The sequence below is a fragment of the Psychrobacter sp. FME13 genome, assembly GCF_014861395.1.
Classification (GTDB): domain Bacteria; phylum Pseudomonadota; class Gammaproteobacteria; order Pseudomonadales; family Moraxellaceae; genus Psychrobacter.
Genome location: NZ_RRYV01000035.1, coordinates 1 through 17,943, shown reverse-complemented (window position 1 = coordinate 17,943; position 17,943 = coordinate 1). Strand labels below are relative to the sequence as shown.

Here is a 17,943-nt window from a genome sequence, read left to right as displayed (position 1 = left end):
CGGTAGTGTCAGGCATAAGTAGCGTTAATCAAATAAAAGCCTACTGTAATATTAATGCGTACTGCAAATAATAAGCCCTGTAAATAGCAAGCCCTGCAAAATTTTTATCACCATTTTTGAAATGAAGACATGCCCTAAAAAAAGCCACTAGCGCGATGGTTAATAGCACTAGTGACTCTCTTTGTTTGTCCAGGATTTTTCTTGCTATAAGTAGCAGAGCCTTTATGGCAGGCTAAAACACAGTCTTTAGCTCGAAGATAGGCTGTCCGTATTCAACGTTTTGGCCACTTTCAACCAAAACTGCCGTGACAACACCTTCTTTATTACTAATCACTGGCTGCAAACGGGTCAACTCATCAATGAAGCAAATGGTTTGACCTTTTTGAATATGATCGCCTTCTTTGACCAAGTTGTCTGTTGCATCGTCTTCACTTAAGTAAACCTGCCCTACGTAAGTGGCACCTACTTGCAAGACGTCACTACCAGTCTGCTCGGTCTCATGAGTAGGCGTGGCCTCTATAGGACTAGCACTCACATTACTTTGCTCGCCTAAACTGTTAACCACCTTAATAGACTGCCCATTGTCTGCAATCGTGACTTCGTGCAGCTGACTGCTTTCAACCAGTTTGACCACACGTTCTACTTGCTTTATATCCATAATACATTCCTTATCTTAATTTTTAACTCATGCCCAGATATTTAGCAATGGTCATGACACTTAGGATACTCATCACGATGGCGATTAACCAACCAAATACCGCAATCCAAATCGGATGCTTATAGTTGCCAACGATATTTTTTCTGTAGGCGGCAATCAGAATGATGACCATAGCGATAGGCAATACCAAACCATTTAACGTACCGACCAATACCAATACTTGAGCGGGTTTACCGATAGTGGCAAACACCAACGTCGAGATAACGATGAAACCAATAATGAAGTAGCGTTTATAAGTTTCAATGAATGGATGAAAGTTGGTCATGAACGACACTGAGGTATAAGCAGCACCAATCACCGAAGTCACAGAAGCTGCCCAAATCACCATACCAAAAATAACTTTACCCACATTTCCTAGAATATATTGAAACGGCGACATGGCTGGGTTGGCAGGATCTAATGCAAAGCCTTGAGATACCACACCTAACACGGCAAGGAATAAAAATACGCGGATTACAGAAGCAATTAATATACCAGATACAGAACTTCTGGTTACGGAGCTCAAGTTCTCTTCTCCGCTGACACCGGCTTCTAATAGACGATGCGCGCCTGAGAAAGTAATGTAACCCCCAACTGTACCACCTACTAGCGTGACAATAGCAACAGCATCAATCTTATCTGGCATAATGGTCTTACTGGCGGCTTCTGCCAATGGTGGATCAGATTTAAACACCACATAAATAATCAACACAATCAGGATAAAGCCCATTAACTGAGCAAATTTATCCATCATAGGGCCTGTTTCGCGGCCCAAAAAGATAGCGACCGCAATCACACCACTGATTAGCGCACCCGTAATGGGTGATATATTGAACATGGACTGCATACCAAGTCCAGCACCGCCAATATTACCAATGTTGAAAGCAAGACCACCCGCAATGATCAAGAAAGCGAGCAAGTAACCGACACCAGGAAACACCAAATTGGCGATTTCTTGTGCACGTTTTTTAGAGACAGCAACGATGCGCCAAACGTTCAGCTGAACACCAATGTCCATGATAATAGATATTAAGATAACAAAACCGAAACTTGCCATGAGGCTTTCGGTGAATGTGGCAGTTTGGGTCAAAAACCCTGGTCCTACTGCTGATGTGGCCATCAGAAAAGCAGCGCCTAAAATGGCGGTATTGTGTTTTTTGAGAGTACTCATAAATATCCTTGCTCTGTATGGGATTGTTTAATTATTAGGGGGCGGATATTTATTTGGCAGAGATAGTGATGCCTTTGAGCTCTAACTGTTTCTTTATTTCTTGTGCAAATAAAATAGCATGCTCACCATCGCCATGTAGGCAGATGCTTTGCGCTTCTACTGGTACGGTCTGACCACAAACACTGGTGACTGTCCCTTCAGTGATCATCTGCAACACATGCTTAACCGCATCACCTGTATCGGTTATCAGGGCGTTGTCTTTAGTGCGGGAGACCAGCGAGCCGTCTTTTTCATAGTTTCTATCGGCAAACACTTCTGATATGGCTTCTAAACCATGCTTCTTAGCCGCTTTCACTAAATAACCACCAGACAAGCCCATGACTTTTAGGCTTGGATCAAATCGTTTGATTTCGCTCACTAGAATATCTGATAAACTTTCATCGATGGCGGCTTGGTTGTACAATGCTCCGTGCGGTTTTACGTAGTCTAATGACACACCAACCAAGTCACAGAGCGCTTTGGTTGCACCCAATTGATACACCAATAAAGCACGATAATCGGCTTCGCTTAACGGCTCATGAATACGGCCAAAGTTTTCTCTATCGTTTAGACCAGGATGTGCGCCTACGCTCACGTTGTTTGCTTTTGCCAATTGCAACGTGGCTAGCATCTCGCTATAAGAACCTGCGTGAAGACCGCAGCAGACATTCGCTGAGCTGACTATCGTTAGTAATTTATCGTCTTGCCCGCAGCCTTCAGCTACATCGGCATTTAAATCAATTTTCATTGGCATACTCCTTTATTTGATCGATATAGTGTTGTCTGTTTTGCTGTTCCTTTAACGCTTGCTCTAATGACACAACGACGAACTGACAGGTTTTGCCAAATCTAATTTGTGCCATCAGACCTATGTCAGCATTGATGACGGTTGCAATTTTAGGGTAGCCCCCCGTCGTTTGCCCATCTGCCATTAGTACAATCGGTTGGCCTTGTGGTGGTACCTGAATCATACCCATATCAACGCCATGTGAGCTCATTTCTACTGGCTGACTAAATTCAAGCGCTGTCGATCCCTCAAGGCGATAACCCATACGGTTACTACTGGTTTGTAGTTTCCATGGCTGGGTCTCAAACGCTTGTTTAGACGACTCAGTGAAGCAGTCATATTCACTGCTTTTTATCACTTGAATAACCTCGGTTGGGGCAAGACGGGCCACCCCAATCACAGGAAGACTGGATTCAGTCTTTACCGTTAAGCTGTCATCTGCTTTTAGGTATCTGCCTTCAAATCCGCCAAAGCCTGCTTTGAGATTGGTGCTAACCGACTGTAATACTGGCTCAATATCGAAGCCACCGTGCACACATAAATAGGTATACATACCTTGTAGCGGACGCAAAAGTTTGAGCGTCTGCCCAGCTGTCGCATTGATACGCCAATAGCAAGGAATACGCTTGTCGTCTAAATACGCCTCGTACAAAGCACCTGTTAAGCAAAAACTGACGTTTTCTTCAAACTCTATGGTTAGCTCACCGAGCGCTATTTCAATAGCAGGTTCGTTTGCCTCATTTTTCATCAAAGCATTGCCGGCTTGTAGCGCCCAGCTATCCATCACGCCATTTCTACCCACGCCCATGCTGCGGTAACCCAGTCGTCCCGAATCTTGAATACTGGCAAGGGCACTTGCGGTTAAAATTTTCATTGATACCACCTGTTTATTTGTCTATTTGATTCATGCATCTTTTATTTATCGCTTATTGATGAATATCAATCGCTTTAAATGTCAAAGTATCGCCTGCGTTAAGCAACGTCGGAGAGGTCTTGGTTAAATCAAATAAAGCAGTATCCGTCTGGCCTAGTAACTGCCAGCCGCCCGGAGACTCAAAAGGGTACACCCCTGTCTGCTCGCCGCCGATACCCACTGAGCCTGCGGGCACTTGGGTTCTAGGTACAGCATGCCTTGGGAAGTATAAGGACTCAGACAAACCGCCAAGATAAGGAAATCCTGGCTGAAAACCGATAAAGTAAACGGTATAAGTGGCTTTAGTATGTAGATCGATGACGGCTTCAACTGAGAGGTTTAAGTCATTCGCCATGGCCGCTAGATCGGGGCCATATTTTCCACCGTAATGCACTGGTATCTCGACGTGCTTACCTTGGATGGTTTTTGAAGGGATGTCATTGAGCAGTTCTGTCAGCTTATCTCTAAAAGCAGTCAGCTCAGCCCAAGTTAATGGCACGGTGAATACACTGAGCGTATTCATGCCAATCACCACTTCGATGACTTCTGGCATTTTCTGGATGCTGTCTGCTAAAGCCCAGCATTTTTGTTGTTTTTCTAAGGTGGTTGGTTTAGGAAAAAACAACGCTAGATTGGTTTCACTGCATATGTGCCATTGTAGTTCCATCAGTATGGGCTCCATTATCTGTTATCTTTATTCTGACGCTAATGTCAGATTAGTTTTTCATTTTTGCGGGCAAGACTGGATTTATATATTGTCTTGTATCCACTCTTCTAGATAATGAATGCTCATTTGACCCTGACAAAACACCTCATCTTCAAACAAACGTTGATGCAGACCAATATTGGTATCAATACCCGTGATTTGCGCTTCTGATAAGGCCGCACGCATTTTTTCTATCGCTTTTTCTCTTGAACGATCTTGTACACATATCTTGGCAATCAAGCTGTCATAAGATGGCGGTACGGTGTAGTTCGATTCAGCATGACTGTCTACTCTGATACCAAACCCTGCTGGCATGTGGCAGTAGTCTATGCGCCCAGCATTTGGCAAAAATGTCTGCGCGTTTTCAGCATTGATACGACACTCAAAAGCGTGTCCGGTAATGGCGATGTCATTTTGTTTGTATGCCAACGCGAGTCCTGCCGCCACTCTAATTTGTTCTTGCACAATATCGACACCCGTCACCATCTCAGTAATGGTGTGCTCAACCTGAACACGAGTATTCATTTCGATAAAGAAGAACTCGCCATTTTCGTATAAAAACTCAAACGTACCTGCGCCTCTATACTGCATTTGCTCGCAAGCGGTGACACAGGCTTGACCAATTGTGCAGCGCTGTTCTTCGGTAATACCGGGTGCTGGGGCTTCTTCAATAACTTTTTGATGACGACGCTGCATCGAGCAATCACGCTCACCTAAATAAATCGCATTACCGTGGGTATCAGACATGACTTGTACCTCGACATGGCGAGGTGCTTGTAAGTATTTTTCAAGATACACGATATCGCTACCAAAATTGGCTTTGGCCTCTGTTTGCGTCATAGAGATAGCAGAGAGTAAATCGGCTTCTTTTTCGACCACGCGCATACCACGCCCGCCGCCGCCACTTGCGGCCTTAATAATGACTGGATAACCAACGTCACTGGCCATTTTGATAACTTGTTCTGAATCAGTAGGCAAGGCGCCATCAGAACCCGGTACACAGGGCACGCCAGCCATGGTCATTTGTTTTTTGGCTTCAACCTTGTCGCCCATGTTTCTGATATTGTCAGCCGTTGGACCAATAAACACGAGACCTGAGTCTTCAACCAAAGCGGCAAAGTCTGCGTTTTCTGACAAAAAACCATAGCCTGGGTGGATGGCCTGCGCATTGGTGATTTTTGCCGCAGAAACCAGCGCTCTTTGATTCAGATAGCTGTGGGTAGCATTGGCAGGTCCGATGCATACTGCTTCATCAGCTAGGCGTACGGGTAACGAGTCTTTATCAGACTCAGAGTGAGCAATGACAGATTGGATACCTAGCTGCTTACAAGCTCGGATAATACGTAGTGCAATCTCGCCACGATTGGCAATTAAGATTTTTGTGAACATGTTTATTCCCTTAAAAATATAGTGTCAAATACAGTGTTGGTGCAGCGTCTATACCATATCGATTGGCTTTATTGAGCAGCTTTAGCTGCCTGACGCTATAATAAATAAGGGCTGTGCATATTCTACGACATCACCTTCATCGATCAGAATCTCTTGAACCGTACCATCAGCTTCTGCCTTTACCTCATGCATCATCTTCATGGCCTCAATGATGCATAGGGTCTGCCCTGCTGCTACCTGATCACCTACCTTAAAGAATGCCTCAGCTGACGGCTCAGGGCGAAGATAAAAAGTACCGAGCATAGGCGCCAACACTTGGCATGAAGCGCTAGAAGAATTGGCGACCTCTGTGGTCACCGTTTCATCAATAGATTGATTGTCTGCACTGCTATTATTAGCAATGTTATTATAGGATGGTGCTGTTTGTGGGTCTGAGTGAGCAGTTTTCGAGTGGGCAGTATTGCCAATAGGATTACTGTTTTCATTACTATTGACCTGACAAACGATAGAGATACGCGCATCACCATCAATCACTTCTAGCGAATGTATATCAGAGCATTCGGCGATTTTGATCAGCTTTTCTAGATCCATAAAATTTATATTCATATTACTGGTATTCCATTAGAGTAAAAGTTAACAGTGATGTTAAAAGACTGCTGATGTTCAACTGATGTTCAAAAGCTGCTAGCGGACTTTGACATGCCCTAAAAATCGCTACGCCACTAACCTCGCTCACCATATAGTTGTATGGCTTGCACACCACTACCTTGTGCCTATATTGCTATGGCTTGGTTATATGGTTGATTTGACATAATTTCGATATGTTGGTTGTTATCTGTACATGCTTCGGCTACAAATGCCTAGCTGCGATTGGTAAATCTATAAGACAGCTAGGTCTTCATCTTTTGGGTCGCAGATAAACATATGCCCTGGAGCATGCGTGATCATCAGTTCTGGCTTACTGGTCATTGCAATGCTTTGAGGCGTGACACCGCAGGCCCAAAATACAGGTACCTCCCCTTCTTTTATGAGGGAGGCATCACCAAAGTCAGGAGCGTTAATGTCTGTGATACCGATGACACTAGGGTCTCCAATATGGATAGGCGCTCCGTGTACTTGAGGGAATCGAGAAGTGGCTTGTACTGCTCGTGTGATTAATGAATAAGGTATCGGCCGCATGCTGACTACCATCTTTCCATAAAACTGTCCTGCAGGTTCAGTTTCTATGTCGGTAATATACATGGGCACATTATGATTGTCTTCGATGTGCCTGATAGGAATCGAGGCATTGAGCATGGCAGACTCAAAGGAAAAGCTACATCCTAACAAAAAGCAGACCAAATCGTCTCTCCAATAGTCTGTTAGGTCTGAGACCTCAGCTACTAGTTCGCCAAACTCATATATTCGATACTTTGGGACATCAGTCTTCAAATCTGCGCCCTTCGCCATTAAACGTGGTTCCGAACTGCCAATATCTGTCACATCTAAAATAGGACAAGATTTTGGGTTTCTTTGTGCAAACAATAAAAAATCATAGGCCAATTTCTTGGGTACTATGACTAGATTTGCTTGTATGTGACCTTTGCACATGCCAGAAGTCGGCTTGTTGATTTCGTTCTGACCGATTAGTGCTCTGACCTCTTTCGGTGTCATATCTGCTAAATCCAGCATTGTTTCAGCCTCTTACGTTTTATTACTTTTGGCAGATAAAAATTTATGATCCATACGTTGTAACCATGAAATCCTTATTTAACTTAACAGAAGATTTTTATAATAACAAGACAGATTTTTCTCGATATAGCGTGTGATGGCAAGCTATTCTTTTCACATCAATAATATGTATTTATATGAATATAATAATACGGCCATAACGTGAATCCAAACTCAAAACCGCATTTAAAGTTGCCATAAAGGCAACTTATTGTTCGCTAAAAAATGGCCAAACCTGTTGGAAATACAGTGGTTTTAAACTTATAATTGATTATTTTTTCGGCCTAGAAGGATTTATAAATGCAATTTTTAGGGAAGATTAGCCAACAGTTAAGTCGGTTTACTGCATTGGTCATTGTGTTGGCAGCAGCAGTGACATTTATAGAACCCGCGACTTTTTCTTGGGTAACAGGTGATACCCAAGTTATTGTACTAGGCGTTATCATGCTTGCGATGGGCATGACGCTTGGCAAAGAAGATTACAAAATATTGGCCAAACGCCCATTAGATATCTTTATTGGTTCTATCATCCAATATACCATTATGCCGATATTGGCAATTGGCGTGGCTCGTCTATTTGACCTCTCACCTGGCTTAACATTAGGACTGGTATTGGTCGGCACTTGTCCAGGCGGTGTCTCTTCAAATATCATGAGCTACCTGGCTAAAGGCGATGTGGCTTTTTCAGTGGGTATGACCACTGTATCAACCATCATTGCACCTTTAGTGACGCCCCTTTGGTTAAATTATTTAGTGGGTCAATCAGTCGAAATGGATGGTTGGGGCATGTTCCGCTTCATGCTACTGGTAACCCTACTACCTGTTGCTATCGGCTCCATACTAAATATTTTATTTCACAACAAGCATTGGTTTAAAGATGTGCGTGCCGTTATGCCAGGCGTTGCTGTATTGGCTTTTGCCGCGATCGTTGGTGGCGTTGCAGCTGTATTTGGCAGTCAGTTTTTACAATCAGGACTGGTCGTCATTTTGGCCATTGCAGTACACAATGCCGTCGGTTACGTATTGGGCTACTACTCAGGTGCATTATTCGGTATGAATAAGCCCAAAAAACGCACCATATCTATTGAGGTCGGTGTACAAAATGCAGGGCTGGCAACTGGCTTGAGTACCAAGTTTTTCCCAGGTAATGCCGAATCTGCCATCGCGGCAGCCGTCGCTTGTATCTGGCATTCTGTCTCTGGCTCTGTATTGGCAAACCTCTTTGCTTGGTGGGATAAGCGCAAACAAGCAAAATCATCTGCTGTTATTGATAATGATGAAACAGTCGCACTGATTAAAACTGGTGAAAAGGGTTGATACTGAGACTGATGCTTGTTAAATAGCAGTCAAAGAATGATGTTAGATTATGTTGATAACCTAACATCATTAATCCAAACATTTTATAAGTAGGGCTTCTAAAGTAGTGCCTCTAAAAAGAGTAACGCTGTAGCGGTTTAGTTATTCACTGAATGTATCAACTTATTAATACACACACTCCTGCACGACAGCAAGCCACAGATTGCTTGCAAAACCAATAAACAAACAGCCTACTAGTGTCGTACTCACAACGATACCCATTGGGTATCTTTTAAATTTACTGGACAGTCTTTGGCCTGCCAACACCATCACATTCTCGTAGCTCAAGCTGATCATTTGTAAAATGATAGCCAGTATCAAAAATGACATTAAAGGATACGCATAGCTTGGCTCTACGAGATGTACAAAGAACGATAGAAAAAATGAAATGCCTTTTGGACTGGTCAGACTCAATATCAATTTTGGGTAAAAAACACTATGTCGTATTCCAAATAGATGTCAATAGGATATTTAATTGTTACGGTTTGATAGGTTTGCGGAGGTTCATTATTGTGTTAAGTTATTTAAGCGCTCAGTATCACAGTCAACGGCGACCATAATCAAAGCCCCCTAAAACGCATACAAGGCAGCCGAGTGTAGATAGATGTGATACTTCAAGTGAGGATAACACCGTGGTGAATTGAAAGTGACTTCACAGTGATTTAACAGCAACTTAGCAATAACTGAGGAGCTCACTGGCTATATCATTAAGATCAACAACCAGTAGCACCAATGACAATGGATTTATAAAGCACACTTACCAACTTAAGGAAAAGGTCAATTATGACGCTAGATAACAATGTATTACGTGAACGTATTAGCTTGTTGGGCTCATTTTTAGGTGACGCCATTTCGCGCGAATCAGGCGAGCAAACCGTGCAAACTATCGAAACACTGCGTAAAGGCTTTATTAGACAACGCCGTGAGCCTAATGAAGCAAACAAACAACAGCTCATCGACTTTATTGCTTCTTTGGACAATCAAGCCTTAAAGAACGTCATACGTGGCTTTTCTATCTATTTTTTCCTTGCTAATCTAAGCGAAGAGAACTATTTACGTGAACAACGCCAAGCCCAACGTCTCCAATCAGAGCACAGCTGGGAAGGCTCGTTTCGCCGTACGCTACTTGAGTGTCGTGAGCGCAATATTGAACCTGCGCAAATGCAAGAGCTGATTGATCAGTTAAAATTCATGCCTGTGTTTACCGCGCATCCTACCGAAGCGCGTCGCCGTACGACGATGAACATACTACAAAGCCTTTTTACTCATAGTGATGCACTAAACAATCTAGACAAAAACAGCTTTGCCTATGAGCAAGCAAAAGAGCAAACCGCTCAAACCATTGATTTGCTGTGGTCATCTGATGAAGTACGTACCCGCAAACCTCTGGTCTATGATGAAATCAATAACGGACTGCATTATTTTAATGCCAGTTTATTTAGTGCCATTCCTAAGGTTTATCGTAATATTAAAAAAGCCATTACCGATATCTATCCAGAACTGACCGACTATCCGTTGCCAGCATTCATCAGCTTCGGCTCTTGGATCGGTGGTGATAGAGATGGCAACCCATTTGTGACTTTTGAAACCACAGAACGTGCCGTATTGATGCATGCTGATACCGTACTGCGTCACTATCAAGTATTGATCAAAAAGCTGCGTCGCCAGCTGATCCACAGTGATACGATTGTGACCATCCAACCTGAGGTCTATGCCAAAATTGAGAGCTATGGCGAACTCGATAAGCGAGTCTTTGATTACAATCCCGACGATTACAGTAATGAGCCTTATCGTCGATTGCTCTCTATCATTCTGACTAAAGTCAAAGCCACTCATCGCCGCATCCAAAGCCAAGGCACAGATATCGAGGCCGAAAAAGACGCGTACCGCAATCCACAAGAATTACTAGAAGACCTGCGCATTATTCGTCAAAGCGCAAACACGCACGATACCGCGCATGCAGAAGGCTTATTGCTTGATGTGATTCGTTTGGTCAAAACTTGCGGCTTTCATTTGGCGGCACTCGATATCCGTCAAGAGTCGTTTTACCATAGCGAAGTGATTGCCGATATCTTTGCCAGTGCTTCTAACCTGCCTGATTATCAAACGCTCAATGAGCTAGAACGCCAAGAGTGGCTCACACGCTTGCTCGAAAAGCCCGGCACACCGCTTATCTATACCGACAATCTGGGTGACAAAACACGCGAACAGTTAGCGCTGATGAACTCTGTGGCGACATTACGTAAATTGGTCGGACCAGACACCTTTGGTAGTTATGTCATCTCAATGACCAATAATGCCAGTCAACTGCTAGAAGTCTTGCTATTAATGCGCTTTGCAGGCTTGTGTACCGTTGACGCTGATGGTCAACTGTCTGCTGACCTACCCGTCGCACCCTTGTTTGAAACCATCGAAGATCTTAAAAACATCGACCAAATACTACCTGCCGTGTTAGACAATCCACTGTACCGTGGACTGCTACAGAACACCGATAACACGCAAGAGATCATGCTAGGTTACTCAGACTCATCGAAAGATGGCGGCATCATCACCTCGGCATGGCAGCTTTATAGCGCACAGCAAACTATTAACGATATTGCCGAAAAATATGGCATCAAAACACGACTGTTCCATGGTCGCGGTGGTTCTGTGAGCCGTGGTGGTGGCTCAACGCACAAAGCAATTGCTGCCCAACCTGCGGGCACCCTGCACGGTCAAGTTAAAGTGACCGAACAAGGTGAAGTGTTATATGCCAAGTACGCCAATACCGACACCGCTGTGTTCGAGCTCACCATGGGTATCACAGGTACACTCAAAGCCTGCTCGTCAAGGTTTGTGGTGCAGCCTACTGAGTTACCAGATTATGAGGCACTGTTTGCACGCTTAGCAGATGCGGGTGAGCAACGTTATCGTGAGCTGACCGATCACACCGAAGGGTTTTATAAATTCTATTCCGAGGTCACGCCAGTACAAGAAATTTCTTTATTGAATATTGGCTCACGTCCTGCCCATCGCAAAAAAGGCCTACCAAGTAAGACCACGTTGCGAGCGATTCCTTGGGTGTTTGGTTGGTCATTAGCACGCTTTACCCTACCTGCTTGGTATGGTGTCGGTAGTGCGCTAGATAGCGTCAAAAAAGACGAAGCGTTGATGAAAGAAATGAGTACTAAATGGCCGTTCTTTAGTGTGTTTATGAGTAATATTGAGATGGCCTTTACCAAAGCCAATATGAATATTGCCGAGGCCTACAGCCAGTTGTGTGATGATGAGCCGCTGCGCAAACAGATTATGACAGCGGTCACGGACGAATACGCACTGACCAACTCAGGTCTAAACTCGCTGCTTGAGCAAGACTCTTTATTGTCTAGCCAAGAAAACTTAGCGGCATCCCTTCAGTGGCGAGATGCTTATCTAGACCCGATTAACTATATACAGATTGAGCTGTTAAAACGTGCCAGACAACAGGGCACCCCTAACCATACGGAACATGGCGACCTTAATGTAGAAGATCCATTGATCCGTAGTATCAATGCGCTGGCAGCGGGCTTACGCAATACAGGTTAAGAGCATCTGTAGGACAAATAAAACATTTATACCAATTGAGGTTCCGTGAGCGGAGCCTCATTTTTTTCACCAGATTTTAATAAACGTCAAAATAAATAGCCCATTCGAGTGAATTGAAGACACGCGCCAGTAATACTAGGAATAAGCATATCAACCAAGATATTCGATATCGTACTGACACTAAACGGAATTATCGAGCCATCTTATTTAAACCAACTGACAAGACACCATATTCCATTGGCCGTCCATATTCGCTTGTACCAAGGCATCATGTAGTGCATCGGACACAAATACATAACTCATCAACAAGGGGTCGTGCCATAGATCTAGCTCGCAGTTTAGTGCTGACTTACTAACTAATAGTTGTTTGTCTTTGATAGGTATACTGGTTGCGTATCTTTGCTTACCATCAAAGCTAGAACTAGCATAAGAGGAAAATGACTCGTTCACCTGAGGGTGCGGGTATTGAATATATTCTCGTCTTTCACATAGATTAAGAAAATAAAAGGTTTCCTCACTACACAGCTGCTGGGTTTCAAGGTCGTAGATTTGTACTGGCGTGAGCGTACTCTCCCCTAAGCGAAACTGCTGTAGCAGCTCGGCACAGGCTTGGGTAAGCACAACGCCACTACTTCTTACCTTGAAAATATATTCAGACGATGGCGGTAGCTTAGTGTCACTACTCTCTACCCACAAGCTGTCTGGTAAGTGATTGGTCTTAGAAAAACCACTGCTAGCGTTAGACAGCTCCAACATTTCTTCTTTAAACACCTTTTTTATTTCTAATAACTTAGGGTCAGCTGTTTTTTCTATACGTTGAAGTACTTTCCAATGCTTAGGAAAGTCATATTTTTTACTATTAGCAGGATAGATATCGTAAAAATTGACAGACGTTAGCTTAAAGCCTGCCAGCCAGACGTTGTTTGTATTGCTCATTTATTCTTCCTTAGTTAGGGCGTGTCCTCAATCTGAACAGTAAACGGTAAATGGACTAAAACCTCTCAAGTTAATATCTATAGATGTGACAGAAAAATGGTGGTTTCTTGGTCAGTCGAAACCGCCCTTCCATGTCTACAACATATCCACTCATTATTCATTGTCCTAAATTTTACGGCTTTACCATTGGCGCTTCTTCAACGCACTACTTAATTATTTAAGCTAAAGGCTGTCTTCAAATATTTAAATCCACCGAAACAACAGCCAATCCCACAGGATTTTAAAGAAGCTTGGATAATCACTATGCGGTAAAACTTCAATAATGATATCAATCATAATGGCTAGAATTGATAAGGAGGCCAGCATTGCGACTACTATCATCGCAAAATAGAGTGCTCTTTCTAATAAGGTAGCAGGCTTCATGAGTTCTGGTATCGGCGGGTTTTTATTTAAGTCAAATTTATCGTTGAGACCTACCTCACACTCGTTCTCTATCTCAGCGGAGAAATGCGGGGTGGTTGAGGTGAATATAGAAAGGCGACGTCCCCATAGCTTTAAAAACCAAAAAGGTATATTTACGACAAATAACGAAACAAACCTTACGGATGTCTTTGGGTACTCAACATTCATAAATCGATAATAATAATCAAATAAGGAACGCTGCATGCTTTCTTTAAAGGTCTCTTTACGCTGATGGATAGGAAGTATGTGATCAATGCTACTGGCTACTTCAGCGAGCTCGCTATCATTTGTAGCAGACATATAACGATTAACAAACTCAAAATGACCGTATAAGGCCTCATCTACATCAAGATAATGAATCGGTAAACTAAAAATCTGCTGAATAATACCTTTATCGTCTCCGTCGCAGTGGCGGATATCTCTCGGTGTGTTGGTGGAGATCTGCATTTGTACTTTTAGACTCGCCCAGTCATAGGCCTCTACCTTTTTATTGGTACCCATGACATAGACTTTGCCCTCTTTACGATTAAAGCGAACGGGAAAGTAAGTGTAAGAAAACAGCTCTCGGCTAAGGCGTCTTATCAATGCATAAATAAGCCCAAACAATGCAATATTTGCCACGATATAAAACAGGAAATCGATGCTAAGCCCATTTTTATTAAACTCAAAGAGCATACTATAGCCCACAACACCTATACCAAAAATCGCTACTAAAGAAATGATTAAGTGGCTCCAAACCACATCGCCACGGATAAAGTCCCACATATCTACCAGCTCCATGTAGGTGCTATTAAACTGTACGATAGGACGTTCGGGGCGTGGCGGATAGTCAGGTCTCTGGTATGGATTTCGCTCATGTTTTGAGTTACCTGTCTTACCTGCTTTGCCTAAAGTGTCATCGGATGTTCTTTTTTTTCTGCGTTTCATTAAATCAATTACCTTTTATTCCGCCACCTTTTTAAAGTATTTTCATACTCGTTGATGTCTTGTTTATTATTGTTTTTATTGATGGCACCATTGGCTGCTTTGTCTATGGCATTTCCGAAATTCAAGCGATAGTCATTATAAATATATATTTTTGCCTACATCATCAGAAGTTTATACTTTAGACATTGCAACTAAAAATCCAGTCTAAATCCACCGAAACAACAGCCAATCCCACAGTATTTTAAAGAAACTTGGGTAATCTCCATGTGGTCGCGCGGCACCGATGATATCAATAATAATGGCGAGTATCGATAAGGAGGCTAGCGTTGCAACTACCATCATAACGACATAAAACACTTTTTCTAACAAGGTAGCAGGCTCCATGAGCGCTGGTATCGGCGGGTTTTTATTTAAGTCAAATTTATCGTTGGGATCTACATCACATTGGGCTTCTATCTCAAAAGGAAAATGCGGCGTGCTAGACGTTAATACCGCTAAACGACGTCCCAATAGCTTTAAAAACCAAAAAGGAATATTTATAGCAAATAACCAATCCAGTCTTATGGACTTCTCTGGGTACTCTATATCCATAAACCGATAGTGATAATCAAATAAAGTACGCTGTACACTTTCCTTAAAGGTTTCTTTACGCTGATGGACGGGGAAAATATGACGGATACTACTGGCTACCTCAGCGAGTTCGCTATCATCTTTGGCAGACATATAGCGATTAACAAACTCAAAATGACCGTATAGTGCCTCATCTATATCAAGATAACGAAAAGGCAGACTAAAAGTGCGTTGGATAATGCCCTTGTCATCCACATCGCAGCAGCGGATATCCCAAGGTGCATTGGCATCGGTCTGTATTTGTATCTTTAGACTACCCCAGTCATAGGTTTCTACTTCTTTATTGGCACCAATGACATAGACTTTGCCCTCTTTACGATTAAAACGAATGGGGAAATAGGTGTAGGTAAACAGTTCTCGGCTAAGACGTCTTAATAGTCCATAAATAAATCCAAATAAGATAGCAACCATCAAGCATAAAAATAAAATAAAAAAAGTAAACCCATTTTTGTTTATTTCTAAATAAAATATGTAGCTAGAAGTCCCCAGTATAAAAATTGCTACTAAAGAAAGAAATAATTGACTCCAGACAATCTCGCCACGGATAAAGTCCCACATGTCTACCAGCTCCATATAGGTGCTATTAAACTGTACGACAGTACGCTGCGGACGTAGCGGATAGTCAAGCTTCTGATATGGGCGCAGCTCATGTTGTACATTATCTACTTTATAGGCTTTACCTAAGGTGTCGTAGGTTCCGTTTTTTCCGCGTCCTATCATGTCGATCATCGTTTTACTCCGCCGTCTTTATTAAAGCATCGCCATGCGTCTAGATGGCTTGTTTATTATTATTTTTATTGATAGCACCATTGTCTAAACACCTCTATTGTCAAACTCAACTATTATAAGCCACTACCGCCCAAGCAAATAGACTAGCATTAATCAGTATGATACATACCCATCTGACATTAACTTCCCAATTGCTGCCTTCAAAGGCTAATTTGGCTTCATCAGTTATAGGTTGTATCGGATAGGGATTGTCTTGTCCATCCCAAGTGAGCAGCTTACTGACTTCAGGATGTAATATAGCTCGCTTGGTACATTGATAATGATTGGCCTGAAATAAATTACCCAAAGCGATTATTGAGCCTATTATAAATACCATGATCTGGTCACCACCAGAATGATTGCTAGGTAGTATGCCGTTTTTGCGATAGATAATATCAGCACAGGCAAATAGCGATTTGCTTGTGTCAGCTGGATAAGCCTCACAGAACTGAGCGTCTACTGGCAACTCATCTGCAGTGCTTTCCATATAAGTGCGGATAAATGCCCATTGTACGCGTGGGTTGACTCTATAATCTTCTAGCTTGAGATGATGGGTGATGTCACCTGTATTAGGATCTGCAACATATAGATTAAGCGGTGTGTAGGCTCGATTGTACGGATCTTGATGAAGGTCTGGATGGACGTCTTTGTAGTCTACTATTTTCAGCTCATAGGGCTGCCTAAACTTCATGAGTGGACGGTAGTAATAAGCTATTTTCTGTTCTTTTTTTAAAAAGTAGTATTGGGTGCGAATGAAGTACTTTCTGATGAATTGATAGAGAAGTAGAATTAAAGGTGTACATGCTGGTATAAACATGAAAACCCCAACTATTAAAAACCAAACCATAAAATCGGAATTCAATAAATCTTTATCTCCTACTACTATCAGACTCATAACACAAAACATAAAAACAGAAAAATAAACCCAGCCAATCGCAAAATAAAATACCCAAAAGTACGCTGGTAGGAATGTTAAGTAATCAGGATTAACATCATGAATTTCTTGATTAAGATGTTCAACGTCTTCTACTTCCTCAAACAACTTCTGATCGATCTCTTTGCTATAAGGACGGTCAATAGGATTATGAAGCTCGCTAATATGAGTAGCAAAGTCGTCGCGTAGTTGCATTCACAGCCTTCTTGTTTTTATTTAAGCGATCACACTAAATGAAACAAATACAGTAGTTTATAGGCCAACCCTGTGTCATACCCCTTGATCGCCCCTATCATGTCAACAAAAAATGCAAAAACGAACAACATGATGATACCGAATAAAATAAGCGCGAAACTAAATACTAGCTTTTTCCAAACTGGCTGATTGGCAGCTTCAATATTGCCTTCGGGTAAGTTTTTGTTTAAGTCATACGGATCGTTAGGATCTATCTGACATTCAGCTTCAATCTCAGGGCTAAACTTAGGGGTGATGCTAGTGTTGATAGATAGTAAGCGTCCCAGGTAACGTAGCCATGTAGGAATTAAAATAGCTGCTGTACCGATATCTGGCTCAAAAGCTTGTTTTGAATACTCAAGATTATCATATGGATTCAATAAATCGATAAAAGTTCTCTGAAAAGATTCTAACGGATTTTCACGATTTTTGTGTACAGGATGAATATAGCGTATAGCATTTTTGACCTCTTCAATTTGCTTATCATTACCTTCCATATATCGACGAACAAACTCGAAATGGTAAACCAAATAGTCGCTGGCACTCAAATAAACAAACGGCAAGCTAAACATCCCCGTAATAGTAACACCATCATCGGCTAAAGTAATACCACGTACATCACCACCGTCTTTGTAGGTAGTGGCCATATAGAATTTTAGGTCATCCTGACCCCTGCTGTCAAATCCGTATAACTAAACTTGGGAGATTTTGATTACGCAG

16 protein-coding genes are annotated in these 17,943 nt (G+C 42.4%); 2 read left to right on the top strand and 14 right to left on the bottom strand.

Going from position 1 to position 17,943, the window contains the following annotated elements; genetic code table 11:
* Positions 1 to 232 precede the first annotated feature (232 nt).
* The 8 genes from EI164_RS06650 to EI164_RS06615 form a co-directional block, all read right to left on the bottom strand.
* Positions 233 to 658, bottom strand: a complete 426-nt coding sequence (locus EI164_RS06650; protein ID WP_192519201.1) for an acetyl-CoA carboxylase biotin carboxyl carrier protein — start codon at positions 656 to 658, stop codon at positions 233 to 235.
* 22 nt (positions 659 to 680) lie between these two features.
* Positions 681 to 1,868 carry an NRAMP family divalent metal transporter gene (locus tag EI164_RS06645; protein ID WP_192519200.1) on the bottom strand — a complete coding sequence of 396 codons (1,188 nt, stop codon included), beginning with the start codon at positions 1,866 to 1,868 and terminating at the stop codon, positions 681 to 683.
* A 49-nt stretch (positions 1,869 to 1,917) separates the two neighbouring features.
* Positions 1,918 to 2,655, bottom strand: a complete 738-nt coding sequence (pxpA, locus tag EI164_RS06640; protein WP_192519199.1) for a 5-oxoprolinase subunit PxpA — start codon at positions 2,653 to 2,655, stop codon at positions 1,918 to 1,920.
* Positions 2,645 to 3,568 carry a biotin-dependent carboxyltransferase family protein gene (locus EI164_RS06635; protein ID WP_192519198.1) on the bottom strand — a complete coding sequence of 308 codons (924 nt, stop codon included), beginning with the start codon at positions 3,566 to 3,568 and terminating at the stop codon, positions 2,645 to 2,647. The genes pxpA and EI164_RS06635 overlap by 11 nt, the downstream gene beginning before the upstream one ends.
* Before the next feature lie 52 nt (positions 3,569 to 3,620).
* Positions 3,621 to 4,274 carry a 5-oxoprolinase subunit PxpB gene (gene pxpB, locus EI164_RS06630; protein ID WP_192519197.1) on the bottom strand — a complete coding sequence of 218 codons (654 nt, stop codon included), beginning with the start codon at positions 4,272 to 4,274 and terminating at the stop codon, positions 3,621 to 3,623.
* Between the two features lie 81 nt (positions 4,275 to 4,355).
* Positions 4,356 to 5,702: an acetyl-CoA carboxylase biotin carboxylase subunit gene (gene accC / locus EI164_RS06625; RefSeq protein ID WP_192519196.1), complete on the bottom strand. Its 1,347-nt coding sequence runs from the start codon at positions 5,700 to 5,702 to the stop codon at positions 4,356 to 4,358.
* Between the two features lie 81 nt (positions 5,703 to 5,783).
* Positions 5,784 to 6,308, bottom strand: coding sequence for an acetyl-CoA carboxylase biotin carboxyl carrier protein (gene accB, locus EI164_RS06620; RefSeq protein WP_192519195.1), 525 nt, complete (start codon positions 6,306 to 6,308; stop codon positions 5,784 to 5,786).
* Between the two features lie 273 nt (positions 6,309 to 6,581).
* Positions 6,582 to 7,373, bottom strand: coding sequence for a putative hydro-lyase (locus EI164_RS06615; RefSeq protein WP_192519194.1), 792 nt, complete (start codon positions 7,371 to 7,373; stop codon positions 6,582 to 6,584).
* A 339-nt stretch (positions 7,374 to 7,712) separates the two neighbouring features.
* Between EI164_RS06615 and EI164_RS06610 the strand changes: the two genes are divergently transcribed.
* Positions 7,713 to 8,729 carry a bile acid:sodium symporter family protein gene (locus EI164_RS06610; protein ID WP_192519193.1) on the top strand — a complete coding sequence of 339 codons (1,017 nt, stop codon included), beginning with the start codon at positions 7,713 to 7,715 and terminating at the stop codon, positions 8,727 to 8,729.
* A 165-nt stretch (positions 8,730 to 8,894) separates the two neighbouring features.
* Here the strand turns inward: EI164_RS06610 and EI164_RS06605 are convergent, their stop codons facing one another.
* Positions 8,895 to 9,182 (bottom strand): LysE family transporter, encoded by a 288-nt coding sequence (locus EI164_RS06605; protein ID WP_413038448.1) that lies wholly within the window; start codon positions 9,180 to 9,182, stop codon positions 8,895 to 8,897.
* 369 nt (positions 9,183 to 9,551) lie between these two features.
* Here EI164_RS06605 and ppc point away from each other — a divergent pair, with 369 nt between their 5' ends.
* Positions 9,552 to 12,332: a phosphoenolpyruvate carboxylase gene (ppc, locus tag EI164_RS06600; protein WP_192519192.1), complete on the top strand. Its 2,781-nt coding sequence runs from the start codon at positions 9,552 to 9,554 to the stop codon at positions 12,330 to 12,332.
* A 207-nt stretch (positions 12,333 to 12,539) separates the two neighbouring features.
* Here ppc and EI164_RS06595 read toward each other — a convergent pair whose 3' ends face one another.
* From EI164_RS06595 to EI164_RS06575, 5 genes are all read right to left on the bottom strand, one after another.
* The gene (locus tag EI164_RS06595) at positions 12,540 to 13,268 is read right to left on the bottom strand and encodes a hypothetical protein (RefSeq protein ID WP_192519191.1); all 729 of its coding nucleotides are present in this window, start codon (positions 13,266 to 13,268) and stop codon (positions 12,540 to 12,542) included.
* A 243-nt stretch (positions 13,269 to 13,511) separates the two neighbouring features.
* Positions 13,512 to 14,657 carry a DUF6708 domain-containing protein gene (locus tag EI164_RS06590; protein WP_192519190.1) on the bottom strand — a complete coding sequence of 382 codons (1,146 nt, stop codon included), beginning with the start codon at positions 14,655 to 14,657 and terminating at the stop codon, positions 13,512 to 13,514.
* 204 nt (positions 14,658 to 14,861) lie between these two features.
* Positions 14,862 to 16,016 carry a DUF6708 domain-containing protein gene (locus tag EI164_RS06585; protein ID WP_192519189.1) on the bottom strand — a complete coding sequence of 385 codons (1,155 nt, stop codon included), beginning with the start codon at positions 16,014 to 16,016 and terminating at the stop codon, positions 14,862 to 14,864.
* Positions 16,017 to 16,122: 106 nt separating this feature from the next.
* Positions 16,123 to 17,184 carry a DUF6708 domain-containing protein gene (locus tag EI164_RS06580; protein ID WP_192519188.1) on the bottom strand — a complete coding sequence of 354 codons (1,062 nt, stop codon included), beginning with the start codon at positions 17,182 to 17,184 and terminating at the stop codon, positions 16,123 to 16,125.
* A gap of 29 nt (positions 17,185 to 17,213) precedes the next feature.
* Complete coding sequence (locus EI164_RS06575; RefSeq protein WP_192519187.1) at positions 17,214 to 17,870, bottom strand: hypothetical protein; 657 nt, start codon at positions 17,868 to 17,870, stop codon at positions 17,214 to 17,216.
* Between the last annotated feature and the right edge of the window lie 73 nt (positions 17,871 to 17,943).